Consider the following 17,523-nt stretch of genomic DNA (forward strand, 5'->3'; position numbering starts at 1 on the left):
CCCGCCGATCCCCGATTCGCGCGCAACCCATTCATTCCCGCGCACCCCAAGCCCATTCGCGCGCCAGCCCCCGATTCGCACGCACCCCAAGCCCATTCACGCACGAGCCCCCCATTCCCTCGCAAGCAATACAAATTTTATTGTGTATGGTTCTCTTCCCATTCCCTCACAACTCTTCTCAAGAAAAAGAAGCGCCGCTCGATTTTATTATTGCCGATATTTCCGCCAAAACAGGATACAATGGTAGAAGAACATACGAGGGGGAAATCATGATTCAATCATTTTCAGATTTACACGTTACACAGGAATGGCAGGATGCCTTAGCACAAATGGGGATTTACGTTCCGACGCCTATTCAAGTAGAGGCGGTTCCAATGCTTTTACAAGGCAGTGATGTTATTGCACGCTCGCAAACAGGTACGGGAAAAACGATGGCGTTTGCGCTACCGTTAGTGCAGCGTATTAATAGAGAGAATGATGTTATTCAAGCGTTAGTTGTTACACCAACGCGAGAACTGGCGATTCAGGTAGCGGCGGAGCTGAATAAACTGGTTGCTGCTGTACCGGGGATACATGTTCTCTCCGTGTATGGTGGACAAGATGTCATTGCACAAATGCATAAGTTAGATCAAAGTGTTCATATTGTCGTTGCGACGCCAGGGCGATTACTGGATCATGTGCGCCGAGGGACCATAGCGTTAGAAAACGTGAATATGCTTGTCTTGGATGAAGCTGATCAAATGCTTCATATTGGTTTTTTAGAAGATGTGGAGCACATTATTGATCAAACTTCACAAACGCGACAACTCATGTTATTTTCAGCGACGATGCCATCGGAAATTGTTAGGTTAGCATCTACGTACATGAACAATCCAAAAGAGATTGCGATTCAAAAAGAAGAGATGACAGTAAAGAAAATTCGTCAGCGTTATATTGAAACGACTGATCGCAATAAGCTTAGAGATTTACAACGCTTTATTACCATTTATCGCCCGTACATTAGTATTATTTTTTGTCGTACGCAACGGCGTGTAACGAAGCTTTATGAGGCGTTAGCGGCAGCGGGTTATCGGTGTGATGAATTACACGGTGGTTTATCGCAAGCAAAACGCGAAGCAGTGATGGAACGGTTTCGTAATGGCGAGTTTTCCTTCCTCGTTGCAACAGATGTGGCTGCGCGAGGGCTGGATGTAGACGGTGTGACACATGTGATTAACTACGATCTCCCATTTGATACAGAAAGTTATATTCATCGTATTGGTCGGACGGGACGTGCTGGTAATAAAGGATTAGCCATTACTTTTATTTCCAAAAGGGACGAACAAGGTTGGAACATCATTCAGCAGGAATTACAGCAAGAAATCCCGAAGCAAACGTTACAAGACTCACCACGTAAAAAGGAAGAGCGTGTCGCGCGCACTCATGAAGTAAGTAAGCGCCGTCCGAAGCGTCGCAGGTACTAAAGTAAGGAGCCGGGATTTATGAAAATCATGCTCGCAGAAGATGATCAACGATTGTCACGATTAATTGTCCACATGCTAGAGAAGGAAGGATTTTTCGTTACGCTTTGTGAAGATGGAGATTGTGCCCTCAATACGGCAATGAGCGAACCATTTGATCTCCTGATCCTTGACTGGATGATGCCTGGGCGTCAAGGCATTGACGTGAGTAAAGAACTCCGGAAGTCAGATTATCAAGGTCCTATTTTAATGCTAACCGCTCGGGGAAATGTAGACGATCTCGTTCGTGGTCTCTCTTCTGGAGCAGATGATTATTTAGCAAAGCCATTTGAATGTAAAGAACTTATAGCGCGCATCTATGCGCTTGGTCGAAGGCGGATGCACCTTTATGAAGAACCGTCGTTAGTAATTGGCGAGTGGAGGTTAGATCGAAAGGAACAGCGGTTGTTAAAAGCAGATGAATCTGTGATGCTAACAGGTAAAGAGTTTCAACTGCTGACGCTGTTTGCGCGTCATAAGCATCAAGTGTTGCCACGTGAAACGATTTTATTACATGTGTGGGGAGCAGACAGTGAAGTAACGATGAATACCGTCGAAGCCTTTGTAACGAAGCTACGGAAGAAACTCGATCCTTTAGGAAAAAGGAAATATATCGTGACAGTTCGAGGAATCGGCTATCGGATGGAGTGTGACTAGTGCTACGAGAATTAAGAAAGAAACTCATTCGTCATTATAGCGGTTCATTTTTTATAACGTTAGTTGTTGTGCTCTCTGTCTTATTTTTATTTGTAAAAAATATGCTGTATGCGACAGCTACGGAAGATATTAACGACATCTTGCATTATGAAAAAAAGAAAATTACCGGCGAAGAGCAAATGGTTCCTTTTACAAAGGAAAAAGACCGCGATCGCGGTCGAAAACACGCCCATCTTTATTATGTTGAAGTGATTAAAAACGGCAAAGCGACAGAATTGCCAAGAGGTCATATTGCTCGCAGTAAAGAAGAGCAAGCGTTTCGTGCCTTTGCAGAAAGCCAATCGTGTTGCCAGAAGCAAGGTGGCACTGATGAGTGGAAAGAAAAAGATGGCCGTGAGGAACATTTCGTATACGCTAGTCTACCGCTTTCTTCGGACTCATTTTTGATAGTGGGTAAAGATATAAGCTCTGTTCATGAAAAAGTAGAACATTGGTTTTTTGTGCTAGCGTTAATTGGGATGGGTGCGCTCGTTTTGTCTGTAATTATGGGTGATCGGTTAGCGCGTAAAGCAATGAAACCGATCATTCGAAACGTAGAAAGTCAAAAGGCATTCGTTGCAGATGCTTCGCATGAGCTCCGCACGCCATTAAGTATTTTTTCCGCATCTTTAGAAGTGTTAGCTCAAGAGGAAAAAGAAACGTTAAGTGAGTTTTCGAAAGAGACGCTCACTGAAATGCAAGAAGAAGTGAGGCAAATGTCAACACTGGTGGATCGCTTGCTGCTCTCTGCAAAGATGGAGGAAGGTGGGGTGGCTCTTCACAAGGAAGTCTTTTCCTTGCGTGCCCTCATCGGACAAGTGCTTGCAAATTATGAAAAAAAGGAAAAACATACACGTCTTCACTTTACATGTGATGATAATGACTTTGCGATTGAAGCTGATGTCATGAGGATGAAGGAACTTCTCTACATCTTAATTGATAATTCGCTGAAATACTCCAACGATTCTGAGCCGGTAACGCTCTCTTTAACGTACAATGGTGGCCATCGCATTACACTTGCTGTCCGAGATCGAGGACCCGGGATTACGGAGGAAAATTTACCGTTTTTATTTGATCGCTTTTATCGCGCGGAGAAAGGGCGCTCGAAGAAAACTGGCGGGGTCGGTTTAGGGTTAGCCATTGCCAAGGCAATTGTTGATCAGCATGGCGGAAAGCTATCCGTTCAGAGTACGGTCGGAGAAGGAACGACATTTACAGTCCAGCTTGTCGGTTTACGATAATTTTCAGAAAAAATTCAGCTTCTTATCGTACAGTGATTGTACAAAAACAAAAGGAGCTGATTTTTCATGTTTTCACCAGCACATCCTATCCTTGTTCACTTTCCAATTGCTTTATTGACATTTGGTGTTTTGGCCCAGCTCATTGCACTTTGGAGGAAAGATTTTTGGGATCAGGCCGCCTTCTTTCTTCTTGCGACTGGTTTTTTTACAGGCATTCTCGCATATATTTCCGGTGATGGCGTGAAGCATTTTGCCCGCAATGAAATGGGCACAAGTGCACACAGCATAATTCATACTCATGAGAATTTCGCCTTAGCAACGTTATTTTTATTTGGTGCAGTCGTTTTTCTTAAACTGTTGCATCGAGTGAAGCTGTTGCCTTCCTTGACGATCGTTGTCGTTGTGTTAATTTTAGCGGGCTTTGTGACCCTTAGCATAACGGGGCATTATGGAGGCAAGATGGTGTATCATCCCGAGCAAATAAAAGCAGCTTCTTCATCGTAATGTTTCATGTGAAACAAAAGCAAACACCGAATGCGTACACCTCTCATATGTTAGAACGTGTCAATAAACTAGGCACGGAACTAACTGTTGAGGGGTGTTCTTCATGACAGGAACAGTGCGTAACTATTTTGCAGGCGGCAATACGGCCTATGGTTTCTATAGTTATTTTGAAAATAATTTACAAGACCTACAGCGCCTTTTCATATTAAAGGGTGGACCTGGTACCGGAAAATCAACGTTAATGGAGCAACTTGGTGTGCGCTTTGAGCAGCAGGGCTATGATGTGGACTATATTCATTGTGCCTCTGACAATGGGTCGATTGATGGGGTTATTTTTCCACAAATTCAAGTGGGAATTGTCGATGGAACAGCGCCCCATGTAATTGAACCGACTTTGCCGGGCATAAAAGAAGAGTATGTAAACTTAGGCGAGGCTTGGGATCGCGCGAGCTTGTTGCAGCATCGTGAGGAAATTAGTCGGTTTGTTCAGGAAAATCAACGTGGCTATGAATGTGCGTATGCAGCGTTTAATGAGGCATTACACATTCATGATCAATGGGAAGGTATCTATATTGATAATATGGATTTTACAAAAGCCGATATTGTCATGAAAACGATCGCTCAGCGTTTTTTTAGCCATAAGTTGGAGAAAACAAGCAAGCGAGTGGATCGCTATTTAGGAGCGGCGACACCGAATGGGGCCGTTGATTTTGTTCCGAATTTAACAGAAGATGTGCCAACGCGTCTGTTTATTAAAGGAAGACCAGGCTCAGGAAAGTCTACGATGCTAAAAGCGTTAACTGAAAAAGCGATGTCGGCAGGCTATGATGTTGAAGTATATCATTGTGGCTTTGATTACAATAGCTTAGACATGATTATTGCGCGAGAAGCTGGCTTCGCCATATTTGACAGTACTGCTCCTCATGAATATTTTCCGTCTCGTGACGGCGATGAAATTATTGATATGTATGCAGCGGCCATAACACCAGGCACTGATGAGCGTTATCAAGACGAAATTACGCATTATAGTGAGCAATACCGTGAAAAAATGAACGAAGCAATTGCGCATCTTGGGTCAGCAAAGAAAGCCCATGACGGACTTGAAGCACTATACATGATGGCGATGGATTATGAAAAAGTAGATCAAATCACAGAAAACATCGCACTGGAAATTGCAGCAGCGTTTCATCAGCTTAAAAGCTAACGTACTACAAATGTAAAATCCCATATAATAACAAGATAAAGTTTCGTTTGAAAGCCTGTGAAAATGGGAATTTCTTTGATGATGTAAAAATTAAGAGAGATGAATAGAGTCGCCGCTTTGGCGACTTCTTTTCTTCCCTCAACGCTTTACCTGCTTTTGTTCAGCTTGTTACCCTTTTTTTCCCTGCACGTTTCGACTTGAATGACCCACAAAAAAGGAGTATGATGCCCTTGTTGTCTTTTTAAGATAAGCTTTTCCTTTTACAGTTAGTAGGTCGATCAACGTGGAGGTGGCACATTCTAACAGCGAGTTATTACATTTGGAAATACAAGAAGTTAATCCCAGAAATATGTACAATTTTTGATAATTATGTGATGAACTCGTGAATTTTGCTTGAAGAACTTTTGACAGTTTGTAAAAAGAGGTCTATTTATGTAGCAAATTTGTTATTATGTGAACAAAAGCACAAAGTAAGACAGTATACAGTGAGAAATCTCACATAATGTTTACAGGAAGGAAGGTGGGCCTAGTGTTTAAACGGTTAAGACCGTTCTTAGCGTTAGGACTTGTGCTGTCCGTCTTTTTCTTGGGCGGTTGTAGCAACAGTTACGTTATTTTCGATCCTAAGGGACCAGTTGCTGCTCAGCAGAAAGATCTTATTCTTTATTCGATAGGGCTTATGGCAATCATTTTAGTTGTAGTATATGTTCTATTTACGGTCATTCTTGTTAAATATCGTGAAAACCGTAAAGATTTATCTAACTATGATCCACATAATCATGGAAGCAAAAAGTTAGAAACGATTTGGACAATCATTCCAATTATCATTATTATTGCCCTAGCTATTCCAACAGTAAAGGTTATTTATGACCTTGAAAAATCGACAGATACATCGAGCAAGCCAAAAGCACCGCTTGTTATTAATGCGACTGCTGTCGATTGGAAATGGATTTTCTCTTATCCAAAACAAGGCATCGAAACGGTAAACTACATTAACATTCCAAAAGACCGTCCGGTGTTATTTAAGCTGACTTCAGCTGATTCAATGTCTTCATTCTGGGTGCCACAGCTTGGTGGACAAAAGTACGCCATGTCTGGAATGGAAACAGAGCTTTACCTTCAAGCGGATGAGCTTGGAACATTTGAAGGAAGAAACTCAAACTTCAATGGTGAAGGGTTCACTCATCAAACATTTAACGTGCACTCTGTTTCACAAGCAGACTTTGACAAATGGACTGCTGATATGAAAAGCAAGTCGCCTAAGCTTACAAAAGAGCAATACGACAAGCTAATGTTGCAAGGTCACGTGAAGAAAACGATGACGTTCTCATCCACTCACTTAAAGTGGGTTAATCATGCTCATGAAGCAGATTATGCTGTTAAGACACGCGAACGTTTAGGAGTGGTTCCGCAAAATCCGCACGGTTCCAAAGCGAAAGATGCGAACAAGCCGGAATCTGACTCTAAAGGGGATTCTTAAGTCCCGTGAATAGAGGAGGCACTACATTATGAAATGGGATGAATTTTTTGTTACCGGAGACCCGCTCATCTACGGTGCGGACGTCTCAATCGCGTTAACAACGGTCGGAATTCTTTTCTATCTGACATATTTTAAAAAGTGGAAGTGGTTGTGGACTGAATGGATCACAACTGTTGACCATAAAAAACTAGGAATTATGTATATTGCTGCTGCCGTTCTTATGATGTTCCGCGGTGGGGTCGATGCTTTGCTCATGCGTGTTCAATTAGCAACACCTGATGCGAAATTCTTAGATTCTCAGCATTACAATGAAATCTTTACAACGCATGGTACGATCATGATCATCTTCATGGCGATGCCATTTTTGATCGGTTTGATCAACGTTGTTATTCCACTTCAAATCGGAGCACGTGACGTTGCGTTTCCGTATTTGAACGCAGTAAGTTTCTGGACATTCTTTATTGGTGCGATGTTATTTAACATCTCCTTCGTTATCGGGGGATCACCATCTGCAGGTTGGACAAGTTACATGCCGCTTGCTGGTAATGAATTAAGTCCTGGTCCTGGGCAAAACTATTACTTGTTAGGACTTCAGATCGCCGGGATTGGTACGCTCTTAACAGGTATTAACTTCCTTGTAACGATCTTAAAAATGCGTGCACCAGGTATGACATTGTTCAGAATGCCAATGTTCACATGGTCTGCACTTGTAACAATGGTTATTATCGTATTTGCATTCCCAATCTTAACGATTGCGTTAGCACTTATGACATTCGATCGCTTGTTCGGCGCCCACTTCTTTACGCTGCAAGGTGCAGGTATGGATATGCTTTGGGCCAACTTGTTCTGGCTTTGGGGCCATCCGGAGGTATACATTGTTATTCTCCCAGCGTTCGGTATGTTCTCAGAAATTATTTCTGCGTTTTCTCGCAAAACGCTATTCGGTTATAAAGCAATGGTTTGGGCGATGGTTATTATCGCAGCATACAGCTTTATGGTTTGGGTCCATCACTTCTTCACAATGGGTTCAGGCGCACTCGTTAACTCTGTATTCTCGATTACAACAATGATCATCGGGATTCCAACCGGTATTAAAATCTTTAACTGGCTCTTCACGATGTACAAAGGAAGAATCAGCTTTACGACACCAATGCTTTGGTCACTCGGCTTTATTATTAACTTCGTAATTGGTGGGGTAACAGGGGTTATGCTTGCAATGGCTGCTGCTGACTACCAATACCATAATACGTATTTCCTAATTGCTCACTTCCACTATGTATTGATTGGTGGTACGGTGTATGCATGTTTTGCCGGGTTGATTTACTGGTATCCAAAAATGTTCGGTCACCGCTTAAACGAGCGCATCGGCAAATGGGTATTCTGGCTCTTTAACATTGGTTTTAACGTATGTTTCTTCCCGCAATTCTTATTAGGTTTCGATGGTATGCCTCGTCGTGTCTACACGTACAGTGCAGCGAGTGGCTGGGGTCCATTGAACATGGTTTCAACAATCGGTGGTTTCGTAATGGGTCTTGCGTTCTTATTGTTCGTATATTGCCTATACTACAGCTTCCGCTATGCAAAACGCGAAGTAGCTGGCGATCCATGGGGTGTTGGTCGTACGCTTGAGTGGGCGACAACTTCTACAGTACCGCCACACTATAACTTTGCGGTAATTCCTACTGTGACAGGTCTTGACCCAGTAGAAACATTCCGTAATCAAAAAATCGATACAAAACCGAAACTAGCGGATCTTAAGCCAATTCATATGCCTGATTATTCTGGTGTTCCGTTCGTAATGGCTGTCTTCTTCTTCATCGCTGGATTCGGACTTGTGTTTGAATGGTACTGGATGGGTATTGTTGGTCTAATCGGCGTATTCATCACGATGATCATTCGTTCCTTTGACCGCAACGAAGGCTTCTATGTTGGATTGGAAGAAATTAAAGAAACTGAACGGATTAACGAATAAAGGAGGCGTGAACAATGGCACATGAAGAAGTACACGATCATGACACGCCTTTAGAATATCGAACAGAAACCACGCGATTAAATATCCTTGGTTTCTGGATATTCCTTGGGGCGGAAATTGCGTTATTCTCTACTTTGTTTGCTACGTACATGGCACTCATGTACAGAACAGGCTCTGGCCCGTCACCTACTGAGCTATTTGAGCTTAAAGGTGTTTTGATTGAAACATTCTTACTTTTAACAAGTAGTTTCACTTGTGGGATTGCGATCCATGAAAGTCGTCGTCAAAACCGCAAAGGTATATTTATTTGGATGATTATTACGTTGCTTCTCGGAGCAGGGTTCCTTGTATTTGAGATTAAAGAGTTTATCGAATACGTTCACGAAGGTGCAACAATCGGAACGAGTGCTTACTGGTCTGCGTTCTTTACCATTGTAGGTACACACGGACTTCACGTAACAATCGGTATTTTCTGGATCATTTTAATTTTAATACAGGTGGCAAGACGTGGTTTAACACCGCAAACGTCTTCTAAAGTCTTTATTTCAAGTCTTTATTGGCATTTCCTTGACGTTGTGTGGATCTTTATCCTTACCGCCGTGTATTTGACAGGGATGGTGTTGCGCTAATGGCTAATCACAATAACGCAGCGGCACACGGACACGGAGGCATTCCGTGGAAACACGTTGTTGGTTACATTTTTTCAATCATTTTAACGTTGCTTGCGCTTTACGTGACGTATAAAACAGATTTTTCTAGAACGACGATTATTACGATTATTTTCATTTTCGGTTTCTTACAAGCGGCGATTCAGCTTCTCATGTTCATGCATATGACGGAAAGCTCGCAGAAAAACAGCAAGCTTTCAGGTAATACACAAACAGGTAACATGCTATTTGCAGCCTTCGTTGCAGTAGTCATTGTTGCTGGTACAGTTTGGGTAATGGGTGCTGGTCATGCAGAGCATGATCATCACAACATGAAGTCTGAGCATAAGATGGAAATGAATAAAGACGAGATGGATCATAGCAAAATGGATCACTCGGAGCATGATGGAATGAAAATGGATAAATAATCTCTTAAGCAAAAGGCTTGCCCTCATCGAAGGGGCAAGCCTTTTTGTTATGCTTTTTTCTTTTTAATGAGGGTAAGTGCAGTCAGGACCAGAAGGAGTAGTACAGCATAGATACGATCCCATTTGATAACTGTCGTAATATGGTGGGTTGTGCCTTTTTCTAAAAAGGCAATATTATCGTAAAAAAAGTGAGAAAGCGTTAAATAATTACGCCCTGATCCAGCTAAGATTGCTGCATCAGTCCTCATATCTGTTGTTACAGCTGCAACGATATAAAGAATAATAAGAACGATGACTACAATCATTTTTTTCATGAGAAACCTCTTTTCTAAAATCTTAGCTTGTTTGCTTTATTTTTACATTTATAAACCAAATTATCAAGCGATACTATTTTCTAATTATTTTGACTATTTATTGACATTGTTTATGTTTCTCGTTATAAAGAAAGAAGAGGAGAGAGTCATCGTCGAAGGGTAGTTGGCGGTGGCTCTTTTTTCTCTATAAAAGACTATGGGGGGAGTTAGAGTGGGCTTTGAACAATTAAATGGCAAAAAAGTGCAACGCTTTCAGCGGAAAATTACAGCACTGTCGGCAGCAGGGACGTTTTTGGATGGCTTTGATCTCACAGTTATTGCTGTAGCAATGCCACTTATTCTTAGTCAGTGGCAGGTTAGTCCCGTCATGCAAGGATTGATCACCGCATCTGCCGTAATCGGATCCTTAATTGGGGCGCTATGGTTTGGCAATTTAACCGATCGGTACGGAAGAAAAGCAATGTATGTCGTTGATCTGTTAGCCTTTGTGGTGTTTGCTTCCTTAACTGCTTTTGCCCAAGATGCTTGGCAGCTTATTGTCTTTCGTTTTCTGCTGGGTATTGGAATTGGCGCTGATTATCCGATTTCTGCCACACTCGTTTCAGAATTTAGTGCTACGAAAAGTCGCGGCCGCCATACGGCGTATTTAGGGGCAATGTGGTTTATTGGAGCTGTAGCTGCTTATGTTGTTGGTTTATTGCTGCTGCCGCTAGGCCCTGTTGCGTGGCGATATATGCTGTTAGTCGGTGCATTATTTGCTCTCGTCGTCTTTTTCTTTCGCGTAACATTACCAGAATCTCCACGCTGGTTAGCAGCAAATGGTCGTAAAGAAGAAGCCGAACGCATTATGTTCTCTATTACGGGACAAAAAGTAATGGTTGAGGCACAAGAACAAACGAAATATCGACTACGCGAAGTGTTTTCACCTTCCCTTATTAAACGAACGGCCTTTGTTTGTGGCTTTTGGTTTTGTTATGCGGTCGCCTATTATGGTATTTCAATGTATACACCAAGTATTTTAAAACCTTTTATGAACGGCTCCCAAACTTTAACGTATATTGGCTCGGGGACGATTAGTATCCTCGGACTTGCAGGAGCAATTATCGGATCAATGTTAGTAGAAAAGATTGGTCGCCGTCCGCTCATTATCACGTCATTTTTAGGCCTATCGCTTGCGCTCATCATTCTCACCTTAAATGCACAGCCTACCATTGCTTTCCTCATCGCCCTCTTTAGCTTTGCGGTGCTCTTTGCCAACATGGGGGGTGGCATCTTGAATTTTGTTTATCCAACCGAGCTATTCCCGACGAGTATTCGAGCAACAGCATCTGGCTTAGCCACTTCTGTAAGTCGAATCGGTTCCATTTTAGGCATTCTGGTCTTTCCTAATCTTGTTGCGGCGTGGGGAACGAGTACTGCTTTAGCCTTTTTTGCAGTCATTAGTGTAATTGGGCTTGTGCTCTGTATTGCACTTGCGCCTGAAACGAAAGGAATGCACTTGGAGGCTATTAATGAAACAGGTGGAAACGCTGCGGAGATTCCCATTCTTCCTGATGATTCTATTCCGTTAAAATAACAACGAAAACAACGAAAAGAGACTAAGGACACAATACTTCCTCTGTTTCGTGGCGCATGCGGGGAATTGACGCGGTTGCGGGTGATTGACCCTGGTCTGTGCGCAAATCTTGGACTCCTGCGGACGAATTGGAATCTCATGTGCGGTTTGCGCTTTACTCTTTTCGCCATCATTGAAGAGCTTTTACGCTATTTCTTCTCATTTTTGAGTGAATTTACGAGATGATCTCTTCATTTTCTCTATTTTTCATCCCTTACCCATGCTATTGGAGGCGATTGATCTGGTCTGCGCGCGAAACGGGAACTCCTGCGCGCGAACGAACCTGGTCTGCGCGCGAAACGGGAACTCCTGCGCGCGAACGGATCTGGTCTGCGCGCGAAACGGGAACTCCTGCGCGCGAACGGACCTGGTCTGCGCGCGAAACAGGAACTCCTGCGCGCGTATGGACTGTCCGCACGCGTATATAGAAGTGCTTGCTCTCTACTCCAAATTTGATGCATTCGATTACTGTTTATATACGCAAGACAAACTAAAATCAAACGAACGCACGACATAAAAAAATGGCTTGATCATCGAAACGGATGATGAAGCCATTTTTTATATGCTTAGGCTGTTTATGTCCAGCCTCTACGTGTATGTGCGGAGGGCAAGCCCTACGTTATTCTGGTTTAGTTAAAGCAGCCATTCTTTTTTCGCGTTCGCGGCGAATGAAAGGAATCGCATAAATCTTAAATGCCGCAACGTGTGCAAAGACAACGTTTGTGACAAAAAGAATGTTAAACAGTAGGTGCATTTCAGCGTTTAAAGCTCCAGCTAAATAAAATCCTACAAAGCCCCAGAGAATAGCGATAAAAGGGATTTGTATCATTGCTAATTTACGATGGTCTTGCCAAAGGAAGAGCGGAGTAGCTGTAGCTACGAATAAATAAACAACGTAAACATCCATTACGTTTCACTCCTTTAGTTTTTGACAACGGTTCCAAATGTGACGAAATTAGGTCTGATTTGTGAATTTTTTGTTACAGTTAGTATACCACATTTTATAAAATTTACTACAGAAAAACGAAAAATAGGTGAATAAAATTTAAAAATTCAGATAAATAGACAACCAAATTGTTAACCTTTACATAAAAACGGTTAACAATAATGTCACTACATAGTAAGATAAAAGTATTCTAACGAAAAAAGTGGTGTTACATATGAATGTAAGAGAGGAATTAAAAGCTGAGCTTAATGCGCTAGAACAACGAACAAACAAGCGATCTCTTCATAAGGTAGAGCAGGGAGCTATGCCGTGGCTACAAAGAGATGGACGCCGTCTTTTAAACTTAGCCAGCAATAACTACTTAGGTCTTGCAGGTGATCCGCGGTTAACAGAAGCGAGTATGGAGGCGTGCAAGCAGTACGGAAACAGCGCTAGTGCATCGCGACTCGTCACGGGGAATCATCTTCTTTATGATGATTGTGAACAAGCTGTTGCTGCTTGGAAAAAGACGCAAAAAGCGCTTATTTTTACGTCTGGTTATACAGCGAATGTGGGCATTTTATCCGCTTTATTGAACCATAAAAGTATAGTATTTAGCGATAAGTTAAATCATGCAAGCATTACAGATGGCATTATTTTAAGTAGAGCGGATCATAAAAGGTATCGTCATCTTGATGTAGATCATTTAGAGAAAATGTTACAGCAAGCTCCCGCTCATAAGCGAAAAATCATTGTCACAGACAGTATTTTTAGTATGGATGGTGACATTGCCCCACTACAGGAGTTGGTGCTATTAAAAGAACGGTATAATGCCTTGCTTATTGTGGATGAAGCGCATAGTAGCGGGTTGTATGGCGCGACTGGAGCAGGATTAGTACAGCAGTATGCTTTAACACAACACGTGGATCTCGTCATGGGCACGTTCAGTAAAGCGCTCGGTTCATTTGGTGCGTACGTCACGGGGGATGAGGAACTCATTGATTATGTGCTTAATAAAGCGCGTAGCTTTATTTACACAACTGCATTGCCGCCAGCTGTACTTGGTGCCATTGCGAAAAGCATTGAAATTGTAAGCAGCGAACCGGCTTTACGAGAGACGGTGTTAGCGCATGCAACCTATTTTCGGCAAACGTTAACGAAAGCTGGCTTTAACCTATGTGGCAGTGAATCGCAAATTGTACCGATTTTAATCGGTCATAGTGAACAAGCGTTGCGTTTTAGTGAAGCGTTGCAAGAGGAAGGCATTGCGGCAGTGGCCATTCGCCCTCCGACAGTTCCGCAGCAAACAGCGCGCATTCGCTTTACGCTCATGGCGTCTCACAAGCGAGAGGAAGTGCAGCATGCCGCACAAATCATTATCGATGTTGGTCAAAGATTGGGGGTCATTTAAATGAAAAAGTCATTACTCTTTTTACCTGGATGGGGGATGGAACCATCTATTTGGGGAGCATTTTCTCAAGAGTTAGAGAAGCATTTTCAGTGTCACTATTTACATTGGCGTGATCTAGCGTCGGTAGCAGAAATTGATGAACGAGTTGCAAAAGCCATTGAAGAAATCGGGCAGCCGCTTAGCATCGTTGGCTGGTCGCTCGGTTCAATAGCTGCGATTCGGGCTGCGGCGCGCTTTCCACAGCAGGTTGCAAAGCTGCTATTAATCGGCAGTACAGCACGATTTACGAAAGGCGAGCAAGCACCGTACGGAACGGAGCTTGTTGCTGTAAAACGCATGCAACGTCAGCTTGCGCGTAACAAAGAAGGCACGTTAGCAAGCTTTTATGAAGCGATGTTTTTACCAGCAAAACATGTGCCAATGGCTACGACTTTTGTTGGCGATACTGTGAGTTCCCTTGGGTATGGTTTGGAGTATTTAATGAGCGTTGATGTAACAGAGGAAGCAAGGAGCTTGGTAATACCGACGCTCATCGCGCATGGGGCCCAAGACCGGGTTATTCCAGTCAAGGCTGCTACGACACTTTTAAATGTAATAGGAGGGCCGGTTACGATGACAATCCAGCCTGAATGCGGTCACGTGCCTTTTTTAACAGCACAAGAGCACGTATTATCACTTTGTGAGGAAGGTGGTTTTCTTGATTAATAAAACGTTGGTTCAAAAACGATTTAGTAAGCAAGCTACTAGCTATGATGAATATGCCATCGTACAAAAGCAGATGGCAGACCACTTACTAGCTCAGCTTACTTGCCATTCATTTCCGAAGAATGTATCCATATTGGAAATTGGCTGTGGCACCGGATTTCTAACAGAGAAATTGTGCGCAGCTTTTCCACATGCTGGAATCGTAGCTGTTGATTTAGCACCAGGTATGATCCAACAAGCCAAGACCCGCTTTTTACATAGTGGTGTAACGTTTCAATGTGGCGATATCGAAAGAATGAATTTTTCCACCTCTTTTGACATCATTGTCTCGAATGCTACCTTTCAATGGTTTAATCATGTAGATCAAACGCTACAGATGTTGATGAATGCTGTCAAGCCAACGGGGATGCTTGCCTTTTCAACATTTGGAGAGAAAACGTTTCATGAGATGCATACATCCTATGAAGCGGTCAATGCCTCCTTGGATGAAGAATCCTCACCGCCAAGTCAGCGATTTCTTTCCTATGCAGAATTAGAGACGCTGTGCCAAAATGTTAAGCAAGGTTCTTACAAGCTCAGAGAGAGCTTTGCAGTGGAACAATTTTCAAGTGTACGTGACTTTTTGCGTTCCTTACAAAAAATTGGTGCGACGAACAGTAACGAACGCAGTATGTCTCCTGGAGCATTAAAAAGCATGATGCGTCATTATGAAGAGCGTTTTACAGATCAGAACGCGATTGAAGCCACCTATCATTGCTTATTCGCCTTTTTAACTCGTGCTACATAAGCTAGTGAAAAAGGGGCTGAAGCGATTGAGTGATGATGCCTTTATACAAGATGAAGGGACGACGTTTCCCGGGAAAACGTACCGCGAAGAACTATTAAGTCATGTATTTTCCCTGCAGCGAGACTATTTACTTCAAGCGATGCTGACCGTTCATCAAGCTCATGTTATTATGCTGGAAGAAACGGGAATCATCGTAACGAAAGAAGCAGCTGCTATGTTACAAGGATTAGCGAGTATACAACAACTAGAAGGATCGCAGTTCTGCTATGATCCGGCTTTTGAAGATTTATTTTTCTTAATTGATCATAAGCTAGCAGAAGAAATAGGGAGCGATACCGCAGGGAATCTGCACATTGGTCGAAGTCGAAATGATCTTGGCGTTACGATGTATCGCATCGTTTTACGTGATCATTTGCTTCAGTTAGTGACCGAAATCGTTCGGTTAAAAGAAGCACTATGGATGCAAGCAAAGAAGCATGTTGACACGGTTATGACCGCTTATACGCATACCCAACCAGCACAACCGACTACATTTGGTCATTATGTCACAGCAATTTATGATGTGTTAGAGCGCGATTTAAATAGAGTAAAGGCGGCATATCATACGGTAAACTCTTCACCACTAGGGGCTGCTGCCCTAGCAACAACAAGTTTTCCAATTAATCGGGAGAGAACGTGCGCATTGCTTGGTTTCGAAGCGCTTGTAGAAAACTCTTATGATGCAATTGCGGGTGCTGATTATTTAGTAGAGACTGCAACCGCATTACAGTCACTCATGATTAATATCGGTCGTTGGGTTCAAGATTTCTTGTGTTTTGTTACGAGAGAAAGAGGCGCTATTACGGTTGCAGATCCCTACGTCCAAATTTCAAGTATCATGCCACAAAAGCGCAATCCTGTATCACTTGAGCATGCTCGTTCGTTAGCGAGTGGAGCGGTTGGCGCTGCTCAAACGGTGTTACAGATGATTCACAACACCCCTTTTGGAGATATTGTTGATACTGAGGATGATTTGCAACCATATTTATATGATAGCTTTAGCAAGGCGACACGCGTTCTACGTTTATTAACGGCGGTCATTCGGACGATGACAGTAAATAAAGCAACGCTTGCCAACTCTGCAAAAGAAGCGTGTATTACGATTACAGAGTTAGCGGATATCTTAACAGCGAACGATCACGTGCCACTGCGGCAAGCGCACGCTGCAGCAAGCCTTGTGGCGAAGCATTGTACCATGCAAAAAAAAGAGCTTGCTGATCTTCAAGTGTCAGAAGTGAATACATTGCTTTCAGCGTACTTGCCAAAAGGGATTACAGCCGCACAATGGGAGACAATTTGTAGTCCAGCGCATTTTATTTTCCGTCGTACTGTGCGAGGAGGTCCTCATCCGCAGGAAGTCGAACGCATGCTTAAAACACGAGAAGAACAGCATAAGCATCAACAACAATGGCTACAGACAGAACAACAACGCTTGAAAACAGCAGCTGCGGTACGGCAAGCGGCCGCCAATCGTCTAGTTACTCCATGAGATGGCCACTTGCTACTCTTCCTTTTTACAATGTTTCACCTGTTAGCTTTACGTATAACACGTACTGTTTGCGATTTTGATCTAGTTCGGCGCTCACCCGTGCATATTCTTTGTTCTGAAAATATAAAAAGCTGTTATCCAAGTATGTAAAAGCTTCAAGGTGCGTTTGACAGTTAATGTAGGTCATTTCCGGATAGCTTTGATCATCTGTTAGAAGGCGAACTTCAATGCCGAGAGCGCGAGAAGTCGGTGTCTCTCCAAAAGGTTGATCGTCTTCTACTAGTTGAAGATAGATCACAAAGAGCTCATTCTCCAGTGCTGTACTTACAACTTCGTATACATACTGATCAAGAACAAAATAATTGCAGTTTCTTCGACAAAAAAGTTCCAGACGATCAATATTTTCTACATAATAAAGCGGTGTAAATGATTCATCTACTAATCGATATTCTACCGTGGTTAACGGTGAAAAAGCTTTGCTAATCATAGTTTAACAGAATTCCGAAAGAAGTCTCCCTCTTCAAGCGTGTGAAGGGCGAAGCCCAACGGTAAGGGGGAGATGAATTT

17 protein-coding genes are annotated in these 17,523 nt (G+C 42.9%); 14 read left to right on the top strand and 3 right to left on the bottom strand.

What is annotated here, in order from left to right; genetic code table 11:
- The first annotated feature begins 269 nt into the window (after positions 1 to 269).
- The 9 genes from A374_RS00690 to qoxD all read left to right on the top strand — a co-directional run bounded on the left by A374_RS00690 (position 270) and on the right by qoxD (position 9,671).
- Entirely contained in the window at positions 270 to 1,463 is a 1,194-nt protein-coding gene (locus tag A374_RS00690; protein WP_007200240.1) for a DEAD/DEAH box helicase, read from the top strand.
- Positions 1,464 to 1,481: 18 nt separating this feature from the next.
- Positions 1,482 to 2,156, top strand: a complete 675-nt coding sequence (locus A374_RS00695) for a response regulator transcription factor (RefSeq protein ID WP_007200241.1) — start codon at positions 1,482 to 1,484, stop codon at positions 2,154 to 2,156.
- Positions 2,156 to 3,436 (top strand): sensor histidine kinase, encoded by a 1,281-nt coding sequence (locus A374_RS00700; RefSeq protein WP_007200242.1) that lies wholly within the window; start codon positions 2,156 to 2,158, stop codon positions 3,434 to 3,436. Before A374_RS00695 ends, A374_RS00700 begins: the two co-directional genes overlap by 1 nt.
- 66 nt (positions 3,437 to 3,502) lie before the next feature.
- Positions 3,503 to 3,940 (top strand): DUF2231 domain-containing protein, encoded by a 438-nt coding sequence (locus A374_RS00705; RefSeq protein WP_007200243.1) that lies wholly within the window; start codon positions 3,503 to 3,505, stop codon positions 3,938 to 3,940.
- A gap of 103 nt (positions 3,941 to 4,043) precedes the next feature.
- Positions 4,044 to 5,144, top strand: a complete 1,101-nt coding sequence (locus A374_RS00710) for a PRK06851 family protein (protein WP_007200244.1) — start codon at positions 4,044 to 4,046, stop codon at positions 5,142 to 5,144.
- Between the two features lie 529 nt (positions 5,145 to 5,673).
- Entirely contained in the window at positions 5,674 to 6,624 is a 951-nt protein-coding gene (qoxA, locus tag A374_RS00715; protein WP_007200245.1) for a cytochrome aa3 quinol oxidase subunit II, read from the top strand.
- 28 nt (positions 6,625 to 6,652) lie between these two features.
- Positions 6,653 to 8,596, top strand: a complete 1,944-nt coding sequence (qoxB, locus tag A374_RS00720) for a cytochrome aa3 quinol oxidase subunit I (protein ID WP_007200246.1) — start codon at positions 6,653 to 6,655, stop codon at positions 8,594 to 8,596.
- A gap of 14 nt (positions 8,597 to 8,610) precedes the next feature.
- Positions 8,611 to 9,225, top strand: coding sequence for a cytochrome aa3 quinol oxidase subunit III (gene qoxC, locus A374_RS00725; protein ID WP_007200247.1), 615 nt, complete (start codon positions 8,611 to 8,613; stop codon positions 9,223 to 9,225).
- Entirely contained in the window at positions 9,225 to 9,671 is a 447-nt protein-coding gene (gene qoxD, locus A374_RS00730) for a cytochrome aa3 quinol oxidase subunit IV (protein ID WP_007200248.1), read from the top strand. Before qoxC ends, qoxD begins: the two co-directional genes overlap by 1 nt.
- A 47-nt stretch (positions 9,672 to 9,718) precedes the next feature.
- Here the strand turns inward: qoxD and A374_RS00735 are convergent, their stop codons facing one another.
- The gene (locus A374_RS00735) at positions 9,719 to 9,985 is read right to left on the bottom strand and encodes a hypothetical protein (protein WP_007200249.1); all 267 of its coding nucleotides are present in this window, start codon (positions 9,983 to 9,985) and stop codon (positions 9,719 to 9,721) included.
- Positions 9,986 to 10,196: 211 nt separating this feature from the next.
- Here A374_RS00735 and A374_RS00740 point away from each other — a divergent pair, with 211 nt between their 5' ends.
- The gene (locus tag A374_RS00740) at positions 10,197 to 11,561 is read left to right on the top strand and encodes an MFS transporter (RefSeq protein WP_007200250.1); all 1,365 of its coding nucleotides are present in this window, start codon (positions 10,197 to 10,199) and stop codon (positions 11,559 to 11,561) included.
- A 658-nt stretch (positions 11,562 to 12,219) separates the two neighbouring features.
- On the opposite strand, the gene A374_RS00750 is transcribed toward A374_RS00740, so the two are convergent.
- Positions 12,220 to 12,507 (bottom strand): spore morphogenesis/germination protein YwcE, encoded by a 288-nt coding sequence (locus A374_RS00750; RefSeq protein ID WP_007200252.1) that lies wholly within the window; start codon positions 12,505 to 12,507, stop codon positions 12,220 to 12,222.
- A gap of 253 nt (positions 12,508 to 12,760) precedes the next feature.
- On the opposite strand from A374_RS00750, the gene bioF reads away from it, so the two are divergent.
- Genes bioF through argH form a run of 4 tightly spaced genes read left to right on the top strand, consistent with a single transcriptional unit; the run spans position 12,761 to position 16,956 of the window.
- Positions 12,761 to 13,936: an 8-amino-7-oxononanoate synthase gene (gene bioF, locus A374_RS00755; protein ID WP_007200253.1), complete on the top strand. Its 1,176-nt coding sequence runs from the start codon at positions 12,761 to 12,763 to the stop codon at positions 13,934 to 13,936.
- Positions 13,937 to 14,641 (top strand): alpha/beta fold hydrolase, encoded by a 705-nt coding sequence (locus tag A374_RS00760; RefSeq protein WP_007200254.1) that lies wholly within the window; start codon positions 13,937 to 13,939, stop codon positions 14,639 to 14,641.
- Positions 14,634 to 15,428, top strand: coding sequence for a malonyl-ACP O-methyltransferase BioC (gene bioC / locus A374_RS00765; protein ID WP_007200255.1), 795 nt, complete (start codon positions 14,634 to 14,636; stop codon positions 15,426 to 15,428). The genes A374_RS00760 and bioC overlap by 8 nt, the downstream gene beginning before the upstream one ends.
- A gap of 25 nt (positions 15,429 to 15,453) precedes the next feature.
- Entirely contained in the window at positions 15,454 to 16,956 is a 1,503-nt protein-coding gene (gene argH, locus A374_RS00770) for an argininosuccinate lyase (RefSeq protein WP_007200256.1), read from the top strand.
- Between the two features lie 25 nt (positions 16,957 to 16,981).
- Here the strand turns inward: argH and A374_RS00775 are convergent, their stop codons facing one another.
- Entirely contained in the window at positions 16,982 to 17,443 is a 462-nt protein-coding gene (locus A374_RS00775; protein WP_007200257.1) for a hypothetical protein, read from the bottom strand.
- Positions 17,444 to 17,523: the final 80 nt, after the last annotated feature.

The sequence above is a fragment of the Fictibacillus macauensis ZFHKF-1 genome (assembly GCF_000269865.1).
GTDB classification, from domain to species: domain Bacteria; phylum Bacillota; class Bacilli; order Bacillales; family Fictibacillaceae; genus Fictibacillus_C; species Fictibacillus_C macauensis.

Bases quoted from the DNA above. Each gene is read 5' to 3' on its own strand.
- qoxC (WP_007200247.1), top strand. From the start codon at position 8,611: ATGGCACATGAAGAAGTACACGATCATGACACGCCTTTAGAATATCGA.
- qoxD (WP_007200248.1), top strand. From the start codon at position 9,225: ATGGCTAATCACAATAACGCAGCGGCACACGGACACGGAGGCATTCCG.
- bioF (WP_007200253.1), top strand. From the start codon at position 12,761: ATGAATGTAAGAGAGGAATTAAAAGCTGAGCTTAATGCGCTAGAACAA.
- A374_RS00775 (WP_007200257.1), bottom strand. From the start codon at position 17,443: ATGATTAGCAAAGCTTTTTCACCGTTAACCACGGTAGAATATCGATTA.
- qoxB (WP_007200246.1), top strand. From the start codon at position 6,653: ATGAAATGGGATGAATTTTTTGTTACCGGAGACCCGCTCATCTACGGT.
- A374_RS00690 (WP_007200240.1), top strand. From the start codon at position 270: ATGATTCAATCATTTTCAGATTTACACGTTACACAGGAATGGCAGGAT.
- A374_RS00710 (WP_007200244.1), top strand. From the start codon at position 4,044: ATGACAGGAACAGTGCGTAACTATTTTGCAGGCGGCAATACGGCCTAT.
- A374_RS00760 (WP_007200254.1), top strand. From the start codon at position 13,937: ATGAAAAAGTCATTACTCTTTTTACCTGGATGGGGGATGGAACCATCT.
- A374_RS00695 (WP_007200241.1), top strand. From the start codon at position 1,482: ATGAAAATCATGCTCGCAGAAGATGATCAACGATTGTCACGATTAATT.
- A374_RS00705 (WP_007200243.1), top strand. From the start codon at position 3,503: ATGTTTTCACCAGCACATCCTATCCTTGTTCACTTTCCAATTGCTTTA.
- A374_RS00735 (WP_007200249.1), bottom strand. From the start codon at position 9,985: ATGAAAAAAATGATTGTAGTCATCGTTCTTATTATTCTTTATATCGTT.
- A374_RS00750 (WP_007200252.1), bottom strand. From the start codon at position 12,507: ATGGATGTTTACGTTGTTTATTTATTCGTAGCTACAGCTACTCCGCTC.